Below are 16,436 nucleotides of genomic sequence, written 5' to 3' on the forward strand. Positions count from 1 at the left end.
TGCCCGGCGTTCCGATCTTCTTCACCGTCACGCTGGCGCAACGGGATAGCTGGCTGTTGGTCGAGGAGATCGACCGCCTGCGCATGGCGGTTGCCGCGACGCGCTCCACGCGGCCCTTTGCGATCGAGGCCTGGGTGGTCTTGCCTGATCACCTGCATTGCATCTGGCGCCTGCCGGATGGGGATACAGATTACTCGGCAAGGTGGGGCGCGATCAAGGCGCGGTGCACCCGGGCGGTGACGGCGGAGGTGGGGTGGAACCCCACCCTACGCTCGGCCTCCAAGGTAGCGAAGGGCGATGCCGGGCTGTGGCAGCGCAGGTTCTGGGAGCATCATCTCCGCGACGAGGCCGATCTCGCGGCGCATCTGCGCTATTGCTGGTGGAACCCGGTGAAGCATAGGTTGGTCGAGCGGCCCGAGGATTGGCCCTATTCGTCTTTCCATCGGGACAAGGCGGGGGGGCGGATGGATTGGGTCAGCCGGTTTGATCGCGACGCCCGGACGTAGGGTGGGGTTTCACCCCACCATTGCGTGGGTCCGGTTCAGGTTGGCGTTTATTGATGTGGCGCGCGCGGATGGTGGGGTGGAACCCCACCCTACGGTTGCTCACCATAATTTGCGCCAACAGTTCTGTAGACGACTAGTGGCGTTACGCCGAAGCAGTTACTTGGCCTCCCCATTGTGCTTCTAAATACAGGAACAAACGCATCAAGTATGGCTGTTACAGCTGCACTTTCGTCACCAGTAAAATTGCTAAAATCGGGAGCCTGCTGATCTAACCCTCCGGGTAACGCATCGACGATACCGATAACCGACCAAACTCCCGGGATATTCGAGCCATAGTTGAGCATCATATCTGAACTGCGAATACGCAACGAGTCTTCGCGTAGTATGCTCCACACCCTCGCCTTTTCGCCCTGGAAAATGGCCTGAACAGTATGAGGCAGATGCTCTGACATTTCTAGAAAAAGCTCTAGGCCATCAGGCTCAGTTTTCTTAGTCTTGGTTGATGTGCGATTCTTAGCTCGCACTTGCTGCCGTGGCATCCCCGCTTGCGCATCAACTCCCGAGCGTGCCGCTGCTTGAAACGAGGGTAGCTTCCAAAAGCTTTTTAACTGACCAAGATCGCGAACTGATAGGTGGCCAGAGTGCCTTACTATCGAGCCAGGAGGCGCATTCTCGATAGTCTTATTGATCATGCCCCGCGCTGTTGCTTCATCTAGAAAGTTAAGTGTGTTAAGCCAACGAGCATCATAAAGCTGTTGGCGCTGACGCTGGAGTGACGCCGAGTACCCATCTTTGACATCTAGTTGTCCGCTGGCGACGCCGATGTTACCTTTCCCATGCGCACCCACCTCCTCGGTTTTCGCTCGGACTGCGGTTTCTTGGCTCACCATTTGAACAAGTGCGCCATAATCGTTAAGTTGCGAAAGTATCGAGGAGATTCGATCTTGATCAACATACAAAAAATCAAGGATCAAATTTTCCTTTGCTTGTTCTGCCACCCTGTCGAATGTCCTTTTCAAAATCACCTATCTCGCGTTCTATTTCAGCGGATTTTCGCTTAATTGTGTCCGCTCTATCCGATAGGTCAGGTTCGGCATCCGCCTTTCGTGCAAGCAGAGATTTGAGCCAAACCCACACCGCTCACTCCATCTTCAACGCCTGAATAAACGCCGTCTGCGGGATCTCAACCTTCCCGAACTGGCGCATCTTCTTTTTCCCGGCCTTCTGCTTTTCCAGCAGCTTCTTCTTCCGCGTGGCGTCGCCGCCATAGCATTTCGCCGTCACGTCCTTGCGCATGGCCGACAGGGTCTCGCGGGCGATCACGCGTGACCCGATCGCCGCCTGGATCGGGATCTTGAACATGTGGCGCGGGATCAGCTCTTTCAGCTTTTCCACCATCACCCGGCCGCGGCTTTCGGCGCGGTCGCGGTGCACCATGATCGACAGCGCGTCGACCGGCTCGTCATTCACCAGGATCGACATCTTCACGAGGAAATCCTCGCGGTATTCCGACAGTTGGTAGTCGAAGGAGGCATAACCCTTGGTCACCGATTTCAGCCGGTCGTAGAAGTCGAAGACCACCTCGGCCAGGGGCAAGTCATAGACCACCATGGCGCGCTGGCCGGCATAGGTCAGGTCCAGCTGGATGCCGCGGCGGTCCTGGCACAGTTTCAGCACGTCGCCCAGATATTCGTCGGGGACCATGATCGTCGCCTTGATCCGCGGTTCCTCGATATGGTCGACATAGGTCAGGTCGGGCATGTCGGCGGGGTTGTGCAGGTCGCGCACCTCGCCGTCGTTCATGTGCAGCCGGAAGACCACGCTTGGCGCGGTGGTGATCAGGTCCAGGTCGTATTCGCGTTCCAGCCGGTCGCGGATCACCTCGAGATGCAGGAGGCCCAGGAAGCCGCAGCGGAAGCCGAAGCCGAGCGCGGCCGAGGTCTCCATCTCGTAGGAAAAGCTGGCATCGTTCAGCGCCAGCTTCTCGATGGCATCACGCAGCGCCTCGAAATCATTGGCATCGACCGGGAAGAGGCCGCAGAAGACCACCGGCTGCGCCGGCTTGAAGCCCGGCAGCGGCGTCTCGGCGCCCTTGCGTTCATGGGTGATGGTGTCGCCGACGCGGGTGTCGCGGACCTGCTTGATCGAGGCGGTGAAGACGCCGATCTCGCCCGGCCCCAATTCGGCGATGTCCTGCATCTGCGGGCGCAGCACGGCCAGCTTGTCGATGCCGTAGATGGCGCCGGTCTGCATCATCTTGATGCGGTCGCCCTTCTTCACCATGCCGTCCATCACCCGGATCATGACGACGACGCCGAGATAGGCGTCATACCATGAATCGACCAGCATCGCCTTCAGGGGCGCGTTGCGGTCGCCCTTGGGCGCGGGCAGGCGCTGGACGATGGCTTCCAGCACGTCGGGAATGCCAAGCCCGGTCTTGGCCGAGATCGGGATCGCGTCCGAGGCGTCGATGCCGATGACATCCTCGATGTTTTCCTTGACCCGCTCGGGTTCCGCCGCCGGCAGGTCGATCTTGTTCAGCACCGGCACGATCTCGTGCCCGGCATCGATGGCCTGGTAGACATTGGCCAGCGTCTGCGCCTCGACCCCCTGGCTGGCATCGACGACCAGCAGGCTGCCCTCGACCGCGCGCATCGAGCGGCTGACCTCGTAGGCAAAGTCGACATGGCCCGGCGTGTCGATCAGGTTCAGCACGTATTTGCGCCCGTCCTTGGCCGGATAGTCGATGCGCACGGTGTTCGCCTTGATGGTGATGCCGCGTTCGCGCTCGATATCCATGCTGTCCAGAAGCTGGGCCTTCATGTCGCGTTCGGCGACAGTCCCCGTCATCTGGATCAGCCTATCGGCCAAGGTGGATTTGCCGTGGTCGATATGGGCCACGATCGAGAAATTGCGGATGAGATCAAGGTCGGTCATGGCCGGGCTATACAGGGGCGCAAGAGCCGCGGAAAGAGGGTTTCGAGCGGCAGCGGACCCGGCACTGGACAGGCCCGGCGCAGGGGCGCAGGATCGGGGAATGGCGAGTCTGTGGCAAACGGGGGTGACGGCGCTGGCGCTCGGTGCGGGCCTGGCGGCTGCGGCCTTGGCGGTCGAGCCCGACCCGTTCGGCCCGCTGGCCCCGTTCCGGCCCGGCGAGGCGCTGGCCGACCGCGCCGCCACCTGCGCCACCCTGCCTGACTGGGTCGGCTACGCGCCCGAGACCGGGGAGCGGATCAGCCTGACGGTGCGCGGAAGGCTGAGCGCGGTCGAAAGCGACGGGGTGCTGGCCTACCTGGTGCTGTGTGAGGCAGCAGAAGTGCAGGTGCTCTGCGTCACCTACGAGACCGGCGATTTTGAGCCGGGCGACGGAGCGGTCTTGGCCGGCGGCTTCATCCGGGCCGAGGGGCGGCGGGTGATGCTGGACCCCTGCCTTGCCAGCGATCCGCGTGCATCAGCCGACTAGGCCCGCCGCGCCGCCCGCCGGCGCAGCTGCGCCTCGCGCCACATCGCATAGACGCCCGACAGCACGATCACCCCGGCCCCGGCGAGGGTCCAAAGATCGGGGCGCTCGCGCAGCACAAGCACGGCGAGGATCAGCGCAAAGACCAGCCGCGTATAGCGGAAGGGCGCGATCAGCGACAGATCGGCCAGCCGCACCGACACGACCATGGCCTGATAGCCCGCCAGCCCGACGAAGACGCAGGCCAGAAGCAGCAGCCACTGGTTCAGGTCCAGCATCCGCAGCCCCTGCCCCTCAACCGCCATCAGCACCAGCCCCGACAGGGCGATGGCGGTGAAGGCGGTGATGGTCAGAAGGCCCGATCCGACATCGACCGGCACCCGCCGCGTGGTCAGGTCGCGCATCGCCGCGAAGAAGACCGAGGCGAGCGCCAGCAGGGCCGCGGGGTGAAAGGCCTCGGTCCCCGGCCGCATGATCATCAACACGCCCAGAAAGCCAAGTGCCACCGACAGCCAGCGCCGCCAGCCGACATGCTCGCCCAGGATCAGCGCCCCGCCCATGGTCATGGCCAGCGGCAGCGCCTGGGTGATGGCCGAGACCGAGGCCAGATCGCCTAGCGCCAGCGCCGCCACAAAGGTCAGCGCCGTCAGCCCCTCGCCCAGACTGCGCAGCAGCACCACAGGTCGCCGCGCGCCCTGCCAGCCAGTCGGCTGACCGCGCAACCGGATCAGAAGCGCGAACAGCACCGCCCCCAGCGCGCCATGCAGGAACAGCACCTCGCCGATGCTCAGCCGCACGGCCAACAGCTTCAGCAGCAGGTCCTCGATGGCGAAGAAGGCCATGCCCAAGACCATCAGCCCCGCCGCGCGGGCATTGCCGGTCATGGGGTCAGCTTCGCGACAAGGGCCGGCAGGTCGGCGATGCGCTCCAGCCGGTGAAAGCGCGGATGATCGGGGTCATCGCCCTGCTCGTGCAGCCAGGTCAGATCATGCGGGATCAGCACCGCATTGCCGCCGGCCTGAAGCACCGGCAGGACGTCCGAATTCATCGAATTGCCGGCCATCAGAAAACGGTCCGGGGTGATGCCGTGGCGGGCAAAGACGGCGGCATAGGCATCGGGCGTCTTGTGCTGGACGATCTCGATGGCGTCGAACCGCTCGGCCAGACCCGACAGCGCGATCTTGCGCTCCTGATCCAGCACGTCACCCTTGGTGATGAGGATGCGGCGGCGGTCCGACAGCGCCTCGACCGCCCCCGCCGCGCCCTCCAGCAGATGCACCGGATGGGCGAGCATCTCCTGCCCCATTGCCAGAATTTCCGCCACCGCCTCGCCCGGCAGGCGGTTCTCGGTCAGCTCCAGCGCGGTCTGCACCATCGACAGCATGAAGCCCTTGATGCCGTAACCGTAACGCGCCAGATTGCGGCATTCGGTGTCGAAGAGATGCGCGGCAATGCGCTCGGGTGGCGCATGGCCCTCGAGCAGGCGGGCGAAGCCAGCCTGGGTGCTGCGGAAAAACGTCTCGTTTTCCCAAAGCGTGTCATCTGCGTCGAAACCGATCCATTCCATGCCCGCGGGTGTGGCCGGCCCGTGCGGGGCCGTCAAGCGAAAGGATATCCGATGGAGTTCACCGTTTCCGACATGACCTGCGGCCATTGCAAGGCGGCGATCGAGGAAGCTGTCACCGAGGCCGGCGGCACGGCGCAGATCGACCTTGAGACGAAGCGCGTCCGGGTCGAGGGAATCAACGCGACCGAGGCCGAGGCGGCGATCCGCGGCGCCGGCTATTCGCCCGAGCCGGCCTGATCCGCGCGGGGCCGCGACGCCACAAGATATTGATGTTGCGGGCGGCCCGCCCCTGACCAATGGGTTATACCCAAGAGATTGAGCGACGCCCCGGAATTTGCTATATCTGGGGGCATGACGGTGCCAAAGGAGACGGGCGACAAGCCCGCGGCATCCGATGACGAGGAACCGAGGAGACAGTCCCAATGCTCAACCGCATCATCATTGCGGCCGCCGCCGTCGTGCTGACCACCCCTTTGGCCATGGCCGGCCCGATCGACAGCGCCTGCGTGCGCTCGGACCGCGCGCGTGGCAATGCGCCGCTCTGCGGCTGCATCCAGCAGGTGGCGAACCAGACGCTGTCGCGGTCCGACCAGCGCCGTGCCGCCGGCTTCTTCCGCGAGCCGCACAAGGCGCAAGAGGTCCGCATGTCGAAAAGCGACGCCGACAACGCCTTCTGGTCGCGCTACAAGCGCTTTGCCAGCAGTGCCGAGGCCTATTGCCGCTGAGCCGGCGTTGCGCATCGCCGTTCTGACCGGGGCGGGCATTTCCGCCGAAAGCGGGCTTGCGACCTTTCGCGCCGCCGATGGCTTGTGGGAAAACCACCGGGTCGAGGACGTGGCGACGCCCGAGGCCTTCGAACGCGACCCCGACCTGGTCCACCGCTTCTACAACCAGCGCCGCGCCCGGCTGGCCGAGGTTCAGCCGAACCCGGCCCATCGCGCGCTGGCCGATCTGGCGCAGTCGCATGACCTGACGCTGATCACCCAGAATGTCGACAACCTGCACGAGCGCGGCGGCAGCGCGGATGTCATCCACATGCATGGCGAGTTGACCCGCGCCCTCTGCGCCGCCTGCGGCCATCGCTGGCCGGCGCCTTTGGTCATGCAGCCCGCCGATCCCTGCCCCTCCTGCGGCGCCGCCGCCACCCGCCCCGATATCGTCTGGTTCGGCGAGATGCCCTATCACATGGAGCGGATCTGGCAGGCGCTGGAGGAAGCCGATCTTTTCGCCGCCATCGGCACCTCGGGCAATGTCTATCCCGCCGCCGGCTTTGCCCAGCACGCCGCCCGCCGGGGCATCCCCTGCGTGGAACTGAACCTCGCCGCCAGCGCCAATGCCCGCGATTTTGCCAAGCGCATCATCGGCCCGGCCAGCGAGACGGTGCCGAACTGGGTGGCCGGGCTCGGCCGCCGATAGTTCTTGCCCCGTTTCGCGGCTTCGGTTAATCCCCGCCCTGCCTCGGTTCCGGGAGTGATCCCGGTGAAAAGGGAACGCGGTGCAATTCCGCGGCTGCCCCCGCAACTGTCAGCGGCGAGCGAGGCCGGACATGTCACTGTTCGCGGTTGCGGATGGGAAGACCCGGCCAAGCCCCGACCCGCGAAGCCAGGAGACCTGCCAAGGCCATCACCCTGACCACATGCGGGGCGCATGTGCGAAACGGTTTGTCCGTCGCGGTGGTTCATTGACCCGTCCGGCCGGAAACGCCTTCCCACCGGATCACCCATCCCCGCCCGCAACGACCGGGCGCCCTGAAGGACCGAACCGATGCAACTCCGCCATCTTTTGGCCGCCTCGACCGCGCTGACCGCCCTTGCCGGCCTCGCCGCCGCGCAGGGGGCCGCGCTGCCGCCGGCCGATTACGTGCTGCCCGAGATCACGCTCTACGCCTATCAGACCGAGGCCGAACTGGGCCGCACCGGCGCCACGGTCGAGGTCGTGACGCAGGAGGAACTTCAGCGCGACGGCACCCTGCGCCTGACCGACTACCTGGCCACCCTGCCCGGCATCTCGGCCACCGCCAATGGCGGCTTCGGTACCCAGTCGACCCTGCGTATCCGTGGCCTTGCCGGGCAATATGTGAAGGTGCTGGTCGACGGGATCGACGTGTCGGACCCCTCCTCGACCCAGATCCGCTTTGATCCCGGCGCGATGATGACCGGTGACATCGCCCGGATCGAGGTGTTGAAGGGCGCGCAATCGGCGCTTTACGGCTCCGAGGCCATCGGCGGGGTCATCGCCATCAGCACGCTGGATGCAACCGAACCCGGCACCCGCCAGCGCGCGACTCTGGAATATGGCAGCTACAACACCAAGCGGGCGGCCTATAGCATCACCACTTCCGGCGAGCGTCATGCGCTGGCCTTCACGGTTCAGCATCTCGACACTGATGGCTTCTCGGTCGCGGACGAGGCCGATGGCAACCGCGAGGACGATGGCGCCCGCGCCACCCGCGCCACGCTGTCGGGCCGCTATGATGTCAACGACGCCCTGACCATCGGCGCCGCCGGCTTCTGGCAGAAGACCGAGGCCGAGACCGATGGCGATTTCCCGGTGCTGGAAGATGGCGCCGATGCCAGCAACGGCATCCTGCGCGGTGGCCGGATCTATGCCGATTACGACGCCGGCGGCATCCGCCACGGGCTGGCCCTGCAGCGCAGCGAGACCTCGCGGCAGGAAACCTATGACGGCTTCACCTATCCCTTCGAGGGCGAGCGGACCGAGCTGGAATACAAGGGCTCGGTCGATCTGAACCCGCAGGTGGTGCTGGCCTGGGGCGCGGCCCATAGCCGCGAGGAGTTCCAGGGCGACAGCACCGATGCCGGTTACATCACCAATTCGGCCTTTGCCGAGGCGCGCTATACGCCCAACGACCGGCTGGATCTGGCCCTGTCGCTGCGCCACGACCACAATTCGCAATTCGGCAGCGAGGCCACGGGCCGGCTGGCGCTGGCCTGGCGCCCAGATGACAACTGGACGCTCCGCGCCAATTGGGGCACCGGCTATCGCGCCCCCTCGCCCTACGAGCTTTACAGCTTCTGGGCCGGCACGCCCGACCTGACGCCGGAAACCGCCAAGGGTGGCGAGATCGGCGTCGAGCGCAGCTTTGCCAATGGCGCGACCCTGCGCGCAACCGCCTTCCACTCGGTCGTGACCGATCTGATCGACTATTCCTATGCGACCTTCCACTACGAACAGATCCCCGGCGACACGCGCAGTCAGGGGATCGAGCTGTCGGGTGAAACGCCGCTGAACGACCGGCTGCGGCTCAGCGGCAACTTCACCTATACCGATACCGAGCGCCCCGACGGCCAACAGTTGGAACGGGTGCCCGAGCGGGTGCTGAACCTGCGGCTCGACGGCGACATCTCGGACCGCTCGCGCTTCGGGCTGGGGCTGACCCATGCCTCGGGCTTGGTCGATCGCGGGGCGGAAATGCCCAGCTATACGCTGGTCGATGCCTCGGTCGAATATGACCTGACCGGCCGGTCGACCGGCTATCTGCGGGTCGAGAACCTGTTCGACCAGGACTACCAGGTGCTGCGCGGCTACGGCACCTCGGGCCGCGCCCTCTTCGCGGGGATCCGTGCGGAGTTCTGATCTGGTCCGCGGTGTGGCGGCGGCGCTGGTCGTCGCCCTGCCGGCGGTCGCGGGGGCTGAGGCGCCCCGGCGGGTGGTGTCGATGAACCTCTGCACCGACCAGATCGCCATGCTGCTGGCGGCGCCGGGGCAACTCGTGTCGGTCAGCGATCTGGCGGCTGACCCGAACATGTCGCCGATGGCCGAAGTGGCGGCGGCCTATCCACCGAATTACGGCCGCGCCGAAGAGATCTACCTGATGCGGCCCGATCTGGTGATTGCCGGGCAATATGCCTCGGGGCCGGCGGTGGCGATGCTGCGCCGGCTGGCGATCCGGGTCGAGGTGCTGCCGCCTGCCGAGGATTTCGACGCCATCCGCGCGCAGATCAGCCAGATCGGAAACTGGCTCGGTCGCGAGGCCGAGGCCGCGCGGCTGATCGAAGATTTCGATGCGGGGCTTGCGGCGCTGGCCAAGGACGCCACGCATGGCCGGGCGGCGCTGTATTATGCCAATGGCTTCACCTCGGGGCGTTCGACGCTGGCCGGGGCGATTGTCGAGGCGGCGGGTTACGACAATATCGCCGGCGATTACGGCATCGAGACGACCACCGCCCTGCCCTTGGAACTGCTGGTCATGTCCGAGCCCGACCGGCTGATCACCGGGGCGAAATGGCCCGGACAGTCGCGGTCCGAGGCCATTCTGGACCACCCGGCGCTGCAACAGGCGGCCCCCGGCATGGCCGAGGTGACCGACCGCGACTGGGTCTGCGGCACGCCTTTCGTGCTCGATGCCATCGAGGCGCTGCAATGAGCCGTCTGATGCTCGCCCTCGCGGCGCTGGTGGCGCTGCTGTTCCTCGTCTCGCTGACAACCGGCCCGGCGGGCATCGGCTTCGTCGAGGGGATCCGCGCGCTGATCCTTGGCGGTGACGGCCCCTTGCCCATCGTGATGCGCGAGATCCGCCTGCCCCGCGCGCTTCTGGGTGTGGGCGTTGGCGCGGCGCTTGGTCTCTCGGGCGCGGCGTTGCAAGGCTATCTGCGAAACCCGCTGGCCGAGCCGGGGCTGATCGGGGTCAGCGGCATGGCGGCGCTTGGCGCGGTCATCGCCATCCAGATCGGGCTGTCGGCCAGCCTCGCCCTTGGCCTGCCGCTGATGGCGCTGGCCGGTGCTGCCTTGGGCGTGGCGGTGCTGATGGCGCTGGCCGGTCCGCGCGGTGGCTCGGTGACGCTGATCCTCGCCGGCATCGCCATCTCGGCGCTGGCCGGGGCGGGGACGCAGCTGGTGCTGAACCTCTCGCCCAATCCCTATGCGGCGAACGAGATCGTCTTCTGGCTGATGGGCTCGCTGGCGGATCGTTCGATGCTGCATGTGGCGCTGGCTTTGCCGGTGATGATCCTCGGCGGGCTGATCCTGATGCGTCTTGGCCGCGGCCTCGACGCGCTGACCCTCGGCGAAAGCGCCGCCGCCGCCATGGGCATCGCACCCGGACGGCTGCGCTGGCTGCTGGTTGCGGGCGTGGCGCTGATGATCGGACCGGCGACGGCGGTGGCGGGCACCATCGGCTTCGTCGGGCTGGTGGTGCCGCATCTCTTGCGCCCGTTGGTCGGCGCCCAACCCTCGCGGCTGTTGCCGGCCTCGGCGCTTGGCGGGGCGGCGATGGTGCTGGCCGCCGATATTGCCGTGCGGCTGATCCTGCCCGAGCGCGACCTGAAGCTGGGCGTGCTGACCGCACTGGTCGGCGCGCCGCTGTTCCTGCACCTGATCTGGAAAACACGGTCGCGCGGGGGCCTCGGATGAGCCTCCTGACCCTCGAAAACCTGTCCGTCACCCGCCGCAACCGCCCGGTTCTGCGCGGGGTCTCGCTCAGCGTCGAGCCGGGCGAGTTCGTGGGCCTTCTGGGGCCGAACGGTGCCGGGAAATCGACACTGATGGAAGCGGCACTGGGGTTGATCCCCTTTGTAGGCCGTTCGAATCTGGCCGCCCTCTCGGCCCGTGACCGTGCCCACCGCGCCGCCTATCTGCCGCAATCGCGCGAGATCGCCTGGCCGATCAGCGTCGAGAACCTGGTGGCGCTTGGCCGCATCCCCTGGCCCGGTGCCAGCGGGGCCGAGGATCGCGCCGCCATCGACGCGGCCATTTCCCGCATGGGGCTGGAACCGTTCCGCGCCCGCACCGCCACGCGGCTGTCAGGGGGCGAGCAGGGCCGCGCGCTGATCGCTAGGGCGCTGGCACAGGAAACCCCGCTGCTTCTGGCCGATGAGCCGGTGGCGGGGCTGGATCCGGCGCAGCAACTGGCCTGCCTGCGGCTTTTCCGCGCGCTGGCGGGCGAAGGCCACTGCATCCTCGCCTCGATCCACGACCTGGGGCTGGCGGCGCGGTTCTGCACCCGTCTGGTGCTGCTGGCGGGCGGCGAGGTGCTGGCCGATGGTGCGCCGGGCGAGGTTCTGACGGCGGAGAACCTGAGCCGCGCCTTCGGCATCAGCGTTCACCGCATCGACACCCCGCACGGCCCGGCCATCCTGCCGATCTGAGCCTAGCGCTTGGCGAGAATCTCGTCGGTCAGCGCCTCGATCTCGACCCGCGCCGGGGTGGCCTTGGGCTTTTCCGCCGCACCCAGACCCTGCCCCAGCGTCTCGGCATAGGCCACACGGTTGGCCAGTTGCGTCGCCGCGATCTCGGCGCCCAGTTCCGCGCATTTCTCGGCGATCTCGGCGCCGAGCCGCGTCCCGGCCTTGGTGCGATTGAGCACGATCAGCACCGGCGCCTTCTCGCGCCGCGCCAGATCCAGCACGCCCTCGGTCGCCCACAGGTCCACATGGCTCGAGGCGACCGGCACGATCACCAGATCGGCCACCCGCAGCGCCGGGCGCAGGTCACTGTCGATCTTGGGTGGCGTGTCGATGATGACGTAATCGAAGCGCTTCTTCAGCTTCTCGGATTCGTAGGACGCGCCCCAGGCCGAGGAGGTCGAGAAATCCAGCGCCTCGTCCTCGGCATAATGCTCGCTGCGCTCCATGAACCAGCGGCCCATGCTGCCCTGCGGGTCGGTATCGACCAGCGCGACCGAATGCCCGCGCGAGCGCAGCGCCACCGCGAGATTGACCGCGATGGTCGTTTTGCCCGATCCGCCCTTCTGCTGGGCCACGGTGATGATCTGTCCGGCCATGCCTGTCCCTTCCTCCGCTTTTCCGCAGGTTACTGTGGCCGACCACAGGATGCACGGGCAATTTTGCAGCTGCAGCATGGGTTGGGGAGAATACGGTTAACTAGCTTAATTGAATAACATCCTGCAAATTATATTCAGATTGAATTTCACATTAATTTATATTAATAAATATAAATCCAGCCGGTTGGATAATTCCATAAGATTATCAAATGCCGCCCAACGGGCGACAGCAACCCTTGGCGCGCGCCACTGGCCGCGCCTGTGTAAGAGGCTGAAATGTTTCGTTTGTCTGGTCTGATCGGGCGCTGGCGGCGGCTCGCCGCGCTGGCCCTGCTGGCGCTTGCCGCCCTGATCTCCGCTCCGACACAATCCCGCGCCGAATGGGGCGGATGGGAATCCCTCGGCGGCGTCGTGCTGGAAGAACAAAGCTGCACAAGCTGGGGGGCGAACCGCATCGACTGCTTCGCCCGCGGCACCGACCGCGCCATGTATCACCGCTGGTGGGATGGCAGCAACTGGGGCGGATGGGAGAACCTTGGCGGCGTGATCCTCGATTCGCCCGAATGTGTCAGCTGGGGGGCGAACCGCATCGACTGTTTCGCCCGCGGCACCGACGCGGCCATGTATCACCGCTGGTGGGACGGCAGCAACTGGGGCGGATGGGAGAACCTTGGCGGCGTGCTCCTGGACAAGCCCGACTGCGTCACGTGGAGCGCCAATCGCATCGACTGTTTCGCCCGTGGCACCGACGCGGCCATGTACCATCGCTGGTGGGACGGCCGGAACTGGGGTGGATGGGAGAACCTCGGCGGCGTGCTGCTGGACCGGCCCGACTGCACCGCATGGGCGGCCAACCGCATCGACTGCTTCGCCCGTGGCACCGATGCCGCCATGTATCACCGCTGGTGGGACGGCCGGAACTGGGGCGGATGGGAAAACCTTGGCGGCACCATCCTGGAAACACCGAACTGCACCAGCTGGAGCGCGAACCGCATCGACTGTTTCGCCCGCGGCACCGACCGCGCGATGTATCATCGCTGGTGGGATGGCCGGAACTGGGGCGGATGGGAGAACCTGGGCGGCACCATCCTGGAGGCCCCGGATTGCGTGAACTGGGGTGCGAACCGCATCGACTGCTTTGCCCGCGGCCTTGACCGCGCCATGTATCACCGCTGGTGGGATGGCCAGAACTGGGGCGGATGGGAAAGCCTTGGCGGCACCATTCTGGAACAGCCCGAATGCGTCAGCTGGGGTACGAACCGGCTGGACTGCTTTGCCCGTGGCACCGATCGCGCCATGTGGCATCGCTGGTGGTCCGAGGTGCAGCCGCGCACGGTGCGCGCGCTGACCATCCGGCGCCACAACACGCTGGCCATGACCGATGGGCAGGCCGACAGCATCCTGAACGATCTGGGCACGGTGCTGACCCGCAATGACGGGCCGGGCGATGTCGCCTGCGCCGTCGGCGTGACCCGCAATGGCGCGGTCGGCGCCTTTGCCGAGACCGATGGCAACCTGAACACCAATGCCGAGGTGCAGCAGGTCTTCGGGCTGAACGGCAACATCAAGGTGGTGCCAACGGTCGATTTCTGCGGCTCGGCGGGCTTCAACACCTCGATCATCGGCTGCGGCCAGACGCCGGGCGCGTCCTTCATCACCGAGCGCTTCACCGCCACGCAGGAGGGCATTCTCTGGGCGCATGAGTTTGGCCACAATACCGGCCTGCCGCATCGCACCGATACCTCGGACGCGCTGATGTTCCCCTCGATCGGCTCGAACCGGCTTCGCATCAACGCCAGCGAATGCGGCTCCTATGGCGGTTCGGCGCTGGTCTCGGCCTTCATCGTGCCGGTCGACATGACGGTCGAAGCTGGCGGGGGCAATGAGGCCGCGCTGATGCCGGTCGAGGAGTTCGTGCGCCAGGTCTGGTTCGAGGGCCTGCCGCTGGATGTGGCCGCGCGCTACAGCCCGGCGGATGCCCAGACCCTGCTCAACATGCTGAACGACCCGGCCGAGGTGCTCTATCACGAGAACATCGCCAATGTGATCGGCATGATCGGCGATCCGGCCTCGACCGCCGCCTTGATCGACTATGTCGAACAGGGGCCGGCGGGCGAAGGCGGTGCCGAAGGCATCGAGCCCGACCGGGCCGCCGCCATGGCCGAGAAGGGCCGGGTCTCGGCGCTGGTGGCACTTGGCTACATCGCCAACCGCTCGGAGGATCCGGCGGCGCTGGATTACCTGATTGCCAGCACCGAGCCGAGAGTCTGGACCGAACGCGACTTCGCGCCGGTGACGGGCCTTTCACCCGAAACCGGGGCGCAGGACCGGACGCTGAGTGAATACGCGCTGATCGCGCTTGGTCTCAGTGCACGGCCCGAGGCCATCGCGCATCTGGAAAGCCTGCAGGGCGGAGGGCTGCGTGACGGCAGCTTCCGCGCCACCATCCAGTCCGAGATCGGCACCGCGCTGGATATCGCGGGCGAGGTGCAGACCGAGGGCGACGTGGTCGACTACTACCGCAACCGCTGAGGCGGGATCTTGGGGAGGAACGGGCGGCGGGTCACTCCGCCGCCCTTTTTCGCGCGCCGGGGTCAGGCGCGGAACACGTCCTGCACCTCGTACATCACCGGCTCGAAGCTTTTGCACATGGCATGGATGTCGCGGTTGCGACGGCGCATTTCCTGGCTGCGCAGCATCGCCTGGTAATCCTTGCGGTCGCGCCACTGGGAATAGGTGGCGATGCGGGTATGGGCGTCGTTCAGGTGGATCGCGCCCGAGATGAAGCCGGGCTGCTGGCGGATGACCTGGTCCCAGGCAGCCTGCAGCAGTTCCAGCACATCCTCGGCACTGCCGGGGGTGACCTCGAAGGTGCAGATGACGGTCTGACCGTCGAATTCGGCGCGGATTTCGGGCATGGCTGGCCTCCTTCACAGAGCTTGGCTGGCGTTCGGGTTAGGCCGATTCTCGCTGCGCGGAAAGACGGTTAACGGGGCATGTTCGGCAAGCTGCCGCCATCGGCAAAGCTGCCCATTGTCCCGCCGGGCGCGAAGGTGCATGTAGGGTAGCGAATTATTTGGAGCTTGAAATGATCCCGGTCTTCGACGGTCATAACGACTATCTGCAGCGCGCCGTGGCGGCTGGCCCTGCGGCCGATGACCTGTGGCTGAACGGAGATGGCAGCGGCCATATGGATCTGCCGCGCCTTAAGGCGGGCGGCATGGTCGGGGGCTTCTTTGCCATCTGGATCCCGGCGCGGGACAATCCCAATGGCGCGGCAGCGGCGGCGGCGATGGAGAACCCGCCCTATGCCCTGCCGCTGGCCGGCGAGATCGACCATGACAGCGCCCTGCCCCATGCCTTCGAGCAGGCGGCGGCGCTGTATCGCATGGAACGGACCGGCACGCTGGACGTGGTCCGCAGCGCCAAGGGCATCCGCGACAGCATCGCCGCCGGCCGCATCGCCGCCATCCTGCATATCGAGGGGGCCGAGGCGATCCGCGACATGGATGCGCTGCATCTGTGGCATCAGGCCGGGCTGCGATCGCTGGGGCCGGTCTGGTCGCGGCCGACCGTCTTCGGCCATGGCGTGCCTTTCGAATATCCGGGCGGTCCGGATCAGGGGCCGGGGCTGACTGCCGCCGGGCGCGACCTGATCCGCGAATGCAACAGGCTGCGCATCATGATCGACCTGTCGCATCTGAACGAGGCCGGGTTCAACGACGTGGCGGCGCTGTCCGATGCCCCGCTGGTCGCCAGTCACAGCTGCGTCCACGCGCTCTGCACCACGCCGCGCAACCTGACCGACCGGCAGTTGCGGGTCATCGCAGACAGTGGCGGGCTCGTGGGGCTGAACTATGGCGTCAGCTTCCTCAATGCCGATGGCCGGCGCGTGCCGTTCAAGGGCTTCGATCCGATCCTGCGCCATCTCGACCACATGCTGGCGATCCTGGGCGAGGATGGCGTGGCGCTGGGGTCGGATTTCGACGGCGCGCTGATGCCCGCCGACCTGCCCGATGCCGCCGCCCTGCCGGCCCTGACCCAAGCCATGCTGGATCACGGCTATGGCGAGAGCCTGACCCGCAAGATCGCCAGCGAGAACTGGATCGGCGTGCTGGAACGGACCTGGGGCGGCTGAGGCTGACGGCCCAACAGAAATAA

Annotated in this window: 17 protein-coding genes and 1 riboswitch; of the genes, 11 read left to right on the forward strand and 6 right to left on the reverse strand. The window is 66.1% G+C overall.

The genetic code is table 11. The features are described from left to right. The first annotated feature begins 32 nt into the window (after window positions 1–32). Window positions 33–506, forward strand: a complete 474-nt coding sequence (locus CX676_RS07090; RefSeq protein WP_408634486.1) for an REP-associated tyrosine transposase — start codon at window positions 33–35, stop codon at window positions 504–506. Between the two features lie 89 nt (window positions 507–595). Here the strand turns inward: CX676_RS07090 and CX676_RS22495 are convergent, their stop codons facing one another. Together CX676_RS22495 and lepA are read right to left on the reverse strand one after the other, a co-directional pair. After that, window positions 596–1,504, reverse strand: a complete 909-nt coding sequence (locus CX676_RS22495) for a DUF6414 family protein (RefSeq protein ID WP_157935868.1) — start codon at window positions 1,502–1,504, stop codon at window positions 596–598. A gap of 142 nt (window positions 1,505–1,646) precedes the next feature. Beyond that, window positions 1,647–3,443 (reverse strand): translation elongation factor 4, encoded by a 1,797-nt coding sequence (gene lepA / locus CX676_RS07095; protein WP_101751996.1) that lies wholly within the window; start codon window positions 3,441–3,443, stop codon window positions 1,647–1,649. 100 nt (window positions 3,444–3,543) lie between these two features. Here lepA and CX676_RS07100 point away from each other — a divergent pair, with 100 nt between their 5' ends. Next, on the forward strand, window positions 3,544–3,969 hold the full coding sequence (locus tag CX676_RS07100; RefSeq protein WP_101751997.1) for a hypothetical protein: 426 nt from the start codon (window positions 3,544–3,546) through the stop codon (window positions 3,967–3,969). Here CX676_RS07100 and CX676_RS07105 read toward each other — a convergent pair. Both CX676_RS07105 and CX676_RS07110 read right to left on the reverse strand, forming a co-directional pair. After that, window positions 3,966–4,850, reverse strand: coding sequence for a DMT family transporter (locus CX676_RS07105; RefSeq protein ID WP_101751998.1), 885 nt, complete (start codon window positions 4,848–4,850; stop codon window positions 3,966–3,968). The genes CX676_RS07100 and CX676_RS07105 overlap by 4 nt on opposite strands. Further along, complete coding sequence (locus CX676_RS07110) at window positions 4,847–5,533, reverse strand: HAD family hydrolase (RefSeq protein WP_101751999.1); 687 nt, start codon at window positions 5,531–5,533, stop codon at window positions 4,847–4,849. Before CX676_RS07110 ends, CX676_RS07105 begins: the two co-directional genes overlap by 4 nt. A 51-nt stretch (window positions 5,534–5,584) precedes the next feature. On the opposite strand from CX676_RS07110, the gene CX676_RS07115 reads away from it, so the two are divergent. From CX676_RS07115 to CX676_RS07145, 7 genes are all read left to right on the forward strand, one after another. Beyond that, window positions 5,585–5,770, forward strand: coding sequence for a heavy-metal-associated domain-containing protein (locus tag CX676_RS07115; RefSeq protein WP_101752000.1), 186 nt, complete (start codon window positions 5,585–5,587; stop codon window positions 5,768–5,770). Between the two features lie 185 nt (window positions 5,771–5,955). Then, window positions 5,956–6,258, forward strand: a complete 303-nt coding sequence (locus CX676_RS07120; protein WP_101752001.1) for a hypothetical protein — start codon at window positions 5,956–5,958, stop codon at window positions 6,256–6,258. Window positions 6,259–6,265: 7 nt separating this feature from the next. Continuing rightward, window positions 6,266–6,949, forward strand: a complete 684-nt coding sequence (locus tag CX676_RS07125) for an NAD-dependent deacylase (RefSeq protein WP_101752002.1) — start codon at window positions 6,266–6,268, stop codon at window positions 6,947–6,949. Window positions 6,950–6,975: 26 nt separating this feature from the next. Further along, window positions 6,976–7,166: riboswitch (cobalamin riboswitch) on the forward strand. A 131-nt stretch (window positions 7,167–7,297) separates the two neighbouring features. Next, window positions 7,298–9,130, forward strand: coding sequence for a TonB-dependent receptor plug domain-containing protein (locus tag CX676_RS07130; protein WP_101752003.1), 1,833 nt, complete (start codon window positions 7,298–7,300; stop codon window positions 9,128–9,130). Then, window positions 9,117–9,920, forward strand: coding sequence for an ABC transporter substrate-binding protein (locus tag CX676_RS07135; RefSeq protein WP_101752004.1), 804 nt, complete (start codon window positions 9,117–9,119; stop codon window positions 9,918–9,920). Before CX676_RS07130 ends, CX676_RS07135 begins: the two co-directional genes overlap by 14 nt. After that, window positions 9,917–10,906 (forward strand): FecCD family ABC transporter permease, encoded by a 990-nt coding sequence (locus CX676_RS07140; protein ID WP_101752005.1) that lies wholly within the window; start codon window positions 9,917–9,919, stop codon window positions 10,904–10,906. Before CX676_RS07135 ends, CX676_RS07140 begins: the two co-directional genes overlap by 4 nt. After that, a complete protein-coding gene (locus CX676_RS07145) occupies window positions 10,903–11,640 on the forward strand; it encodes an ABC transporter ATP-binding protein (protein ID WP_101752006.1) in 738 nt (245 codons plus the stop codon). The genes CX676_RS07140 and CX676_RS07145 overlap by 4 nt, the downstream gene beginning before the upstream one ends. Window positions 11,641–11,642: 2 nt before the next feature. Here CX676_RS07145 and parA read toward each other — a convergent pair whose 3' ends face one another. Beyond that, a complete protein-coding gene (gene parA, locus CX676_RS07150; RefSeq protein WP_101752007.1) occupies window positions 11,643–12,275 on the reverse strand; it encodes a ParA family partition ATPase in 633 nt (210 codons plus the stop codon). Between the two features lie 276 nt (window positions 12,276–12,551). Between parA and CX676_RS07155 the strand changes: the two genes are divergently transcribed. Then, complete coding sequence (locus CX676_RS07155) at window positions 12,552–14,807, forward strand: hypothetical protein (RefSeq protein WP_157935869.1); 2,256 nt, start codon at window positions 12,552–12,554, stop codon at window positions 14,805–14,807. A gap of 62 nt (window positions 14,808–14,869) precedes the next feature. Here CX676_RS07155 and CX676_RS07160 read toward each other — a convergent pair whose 3' ends face one another. Next, window positions 14,870–15,193 carry an antibiotic biosynthesis monooxygenase family protein gene (locus tag CX676_RS07160; RefSeq protein ID WP_101752009.1) on the reverse strand — a complete coding sequence of 108 codons (324 nt, stop codon included), beginning with the start codon at window positions 15,191–15,193 and terminating at the stop codon, window positions 14,870–14,872. A gap of 170 nt (window positions 15,194–15,363) precedes the next feature. On the opposite strand from CX676_RS07160, the gene CX676_RS07165 reads away from it, so the two are divergent. Beyond that, window positions 15,364–16,413 carry a dipeptidase gene (locus tag CX676_RS07165; RefSeq protein WP_101752010.1) on the forward strand — a complete coding sequence of 350 codons (1,050 nt, stop codon included), beginning with the start codon at window positions 15,364–15,366 and terminating at the stop codon, window positions 16,411–16,413. The last annotated feature ends 23 nt before the right edge of the window (window positions 16,414–16,436 follow it).

It is taken from the genome of Paracoccus zhejiangensis, assembly GCF_002847445.1.
Classification (GTDB): Bacteria; Pseudomonadota; Alphaproteobacteria; order Rhodobacterales; family Rhodobacteraceae; genus Paracoccus; species Paracoccus zhejiangensis.

Excerpts from the sequence above, each read along its gene's own strand:
- lepA (WP_101751996.1), bottom strand. The coding sequence starts at position 3,443 with ATGACCGACCTTGATCTCATCCGCAATTTCTCGATCGTGGCCCATATC.
- CX676_RS07100 (WP_101751997.1), top strand. The coding sequence starts at position 3,544 with ATGGCGAGTCTGTGGCAAACGGGGGTGACGGCGCTGGCGCTCGGTGCG.
- CX676_RS07105 (WP_101751998.1), bottom strand. The coding sequence starts at position 4,850 with ATGACCGGCAATGCCCGCGCGGCGGGGCTGATGGTCTTGGGCATGGCC.
- CX676_RS07110 (WP_101751999.1), bottom strand. The coding sequence starts at position 5,533 with ATGGAATGGATCGGTTTCGACGCAGATGACACGCTTTGGGAAAACGAG.
- CX676_RS07115 (WP_101752000.1), top strand. The coding sequence starts at position 5,585 with ATGGAGTTCACCGTTTCCGACATGACCTGCGGCCATTGCAAGGCGGCG.
- CX676_RS07120 (WP_101752001.1), top strand. The coding sequence starts at position 5,956 with ATGCTCAACCGCATCATCATTGCGGCCGCCGCCGTCGTGCTGACCACC.
- CX676_RS07130 (WP_101752003.1), top strand. The coding sequence starts at position 7,298 with ATGCAACTCCGCCATCTTTTGGCCGCCTCGACCGCGCTGACCGCCCTT.
- CX676_RS07140 (WP_101752005.1), top strand. The coding sequence starts at position 9,917 with ATGAGCCGTCTGATGCTCGCCCTCGCGGCGCTGGTGGCGCTGCTGTTC.
- CX676_RS07145 (WP_101752006.1), top strand. The coding sequence starts at position 10,903 with ATGAGCCTCCTGACCCTCGAAAACCTGTCCGTCACCCGCCGCAACCGC.
- parA (WP_101752007.1), bottom strand. The coding sequence starts at position 12,275 with ATGGCCGGACAGATCATCACCGTGGCCCAGCAGAAGGGCGGATCGGGC.
- CX676_RS07155 (WP_157935869.1), top strand. The coding sequence starts at position 12,552 with ATGTTTCGTTTGTCTGGTCTGATCGGGCGCTGGCGGCGGCTCGCCGCG.
- CX676_RS07160 (WP_101752009.1), bottom strand. The coding sequence starts at position 15,193 with ATGCCCGAAATCCGCGCCGAATTCGACGGTCAGACCGTCATCTGCACC.
- CX676_RS07165 (WP_101752010.1), top strand. The coding sequence starts at position 15,364 with ATGATCCCGGTCTTCGACGGTCATAACGACTATCTGCAGCGCGCCGTG.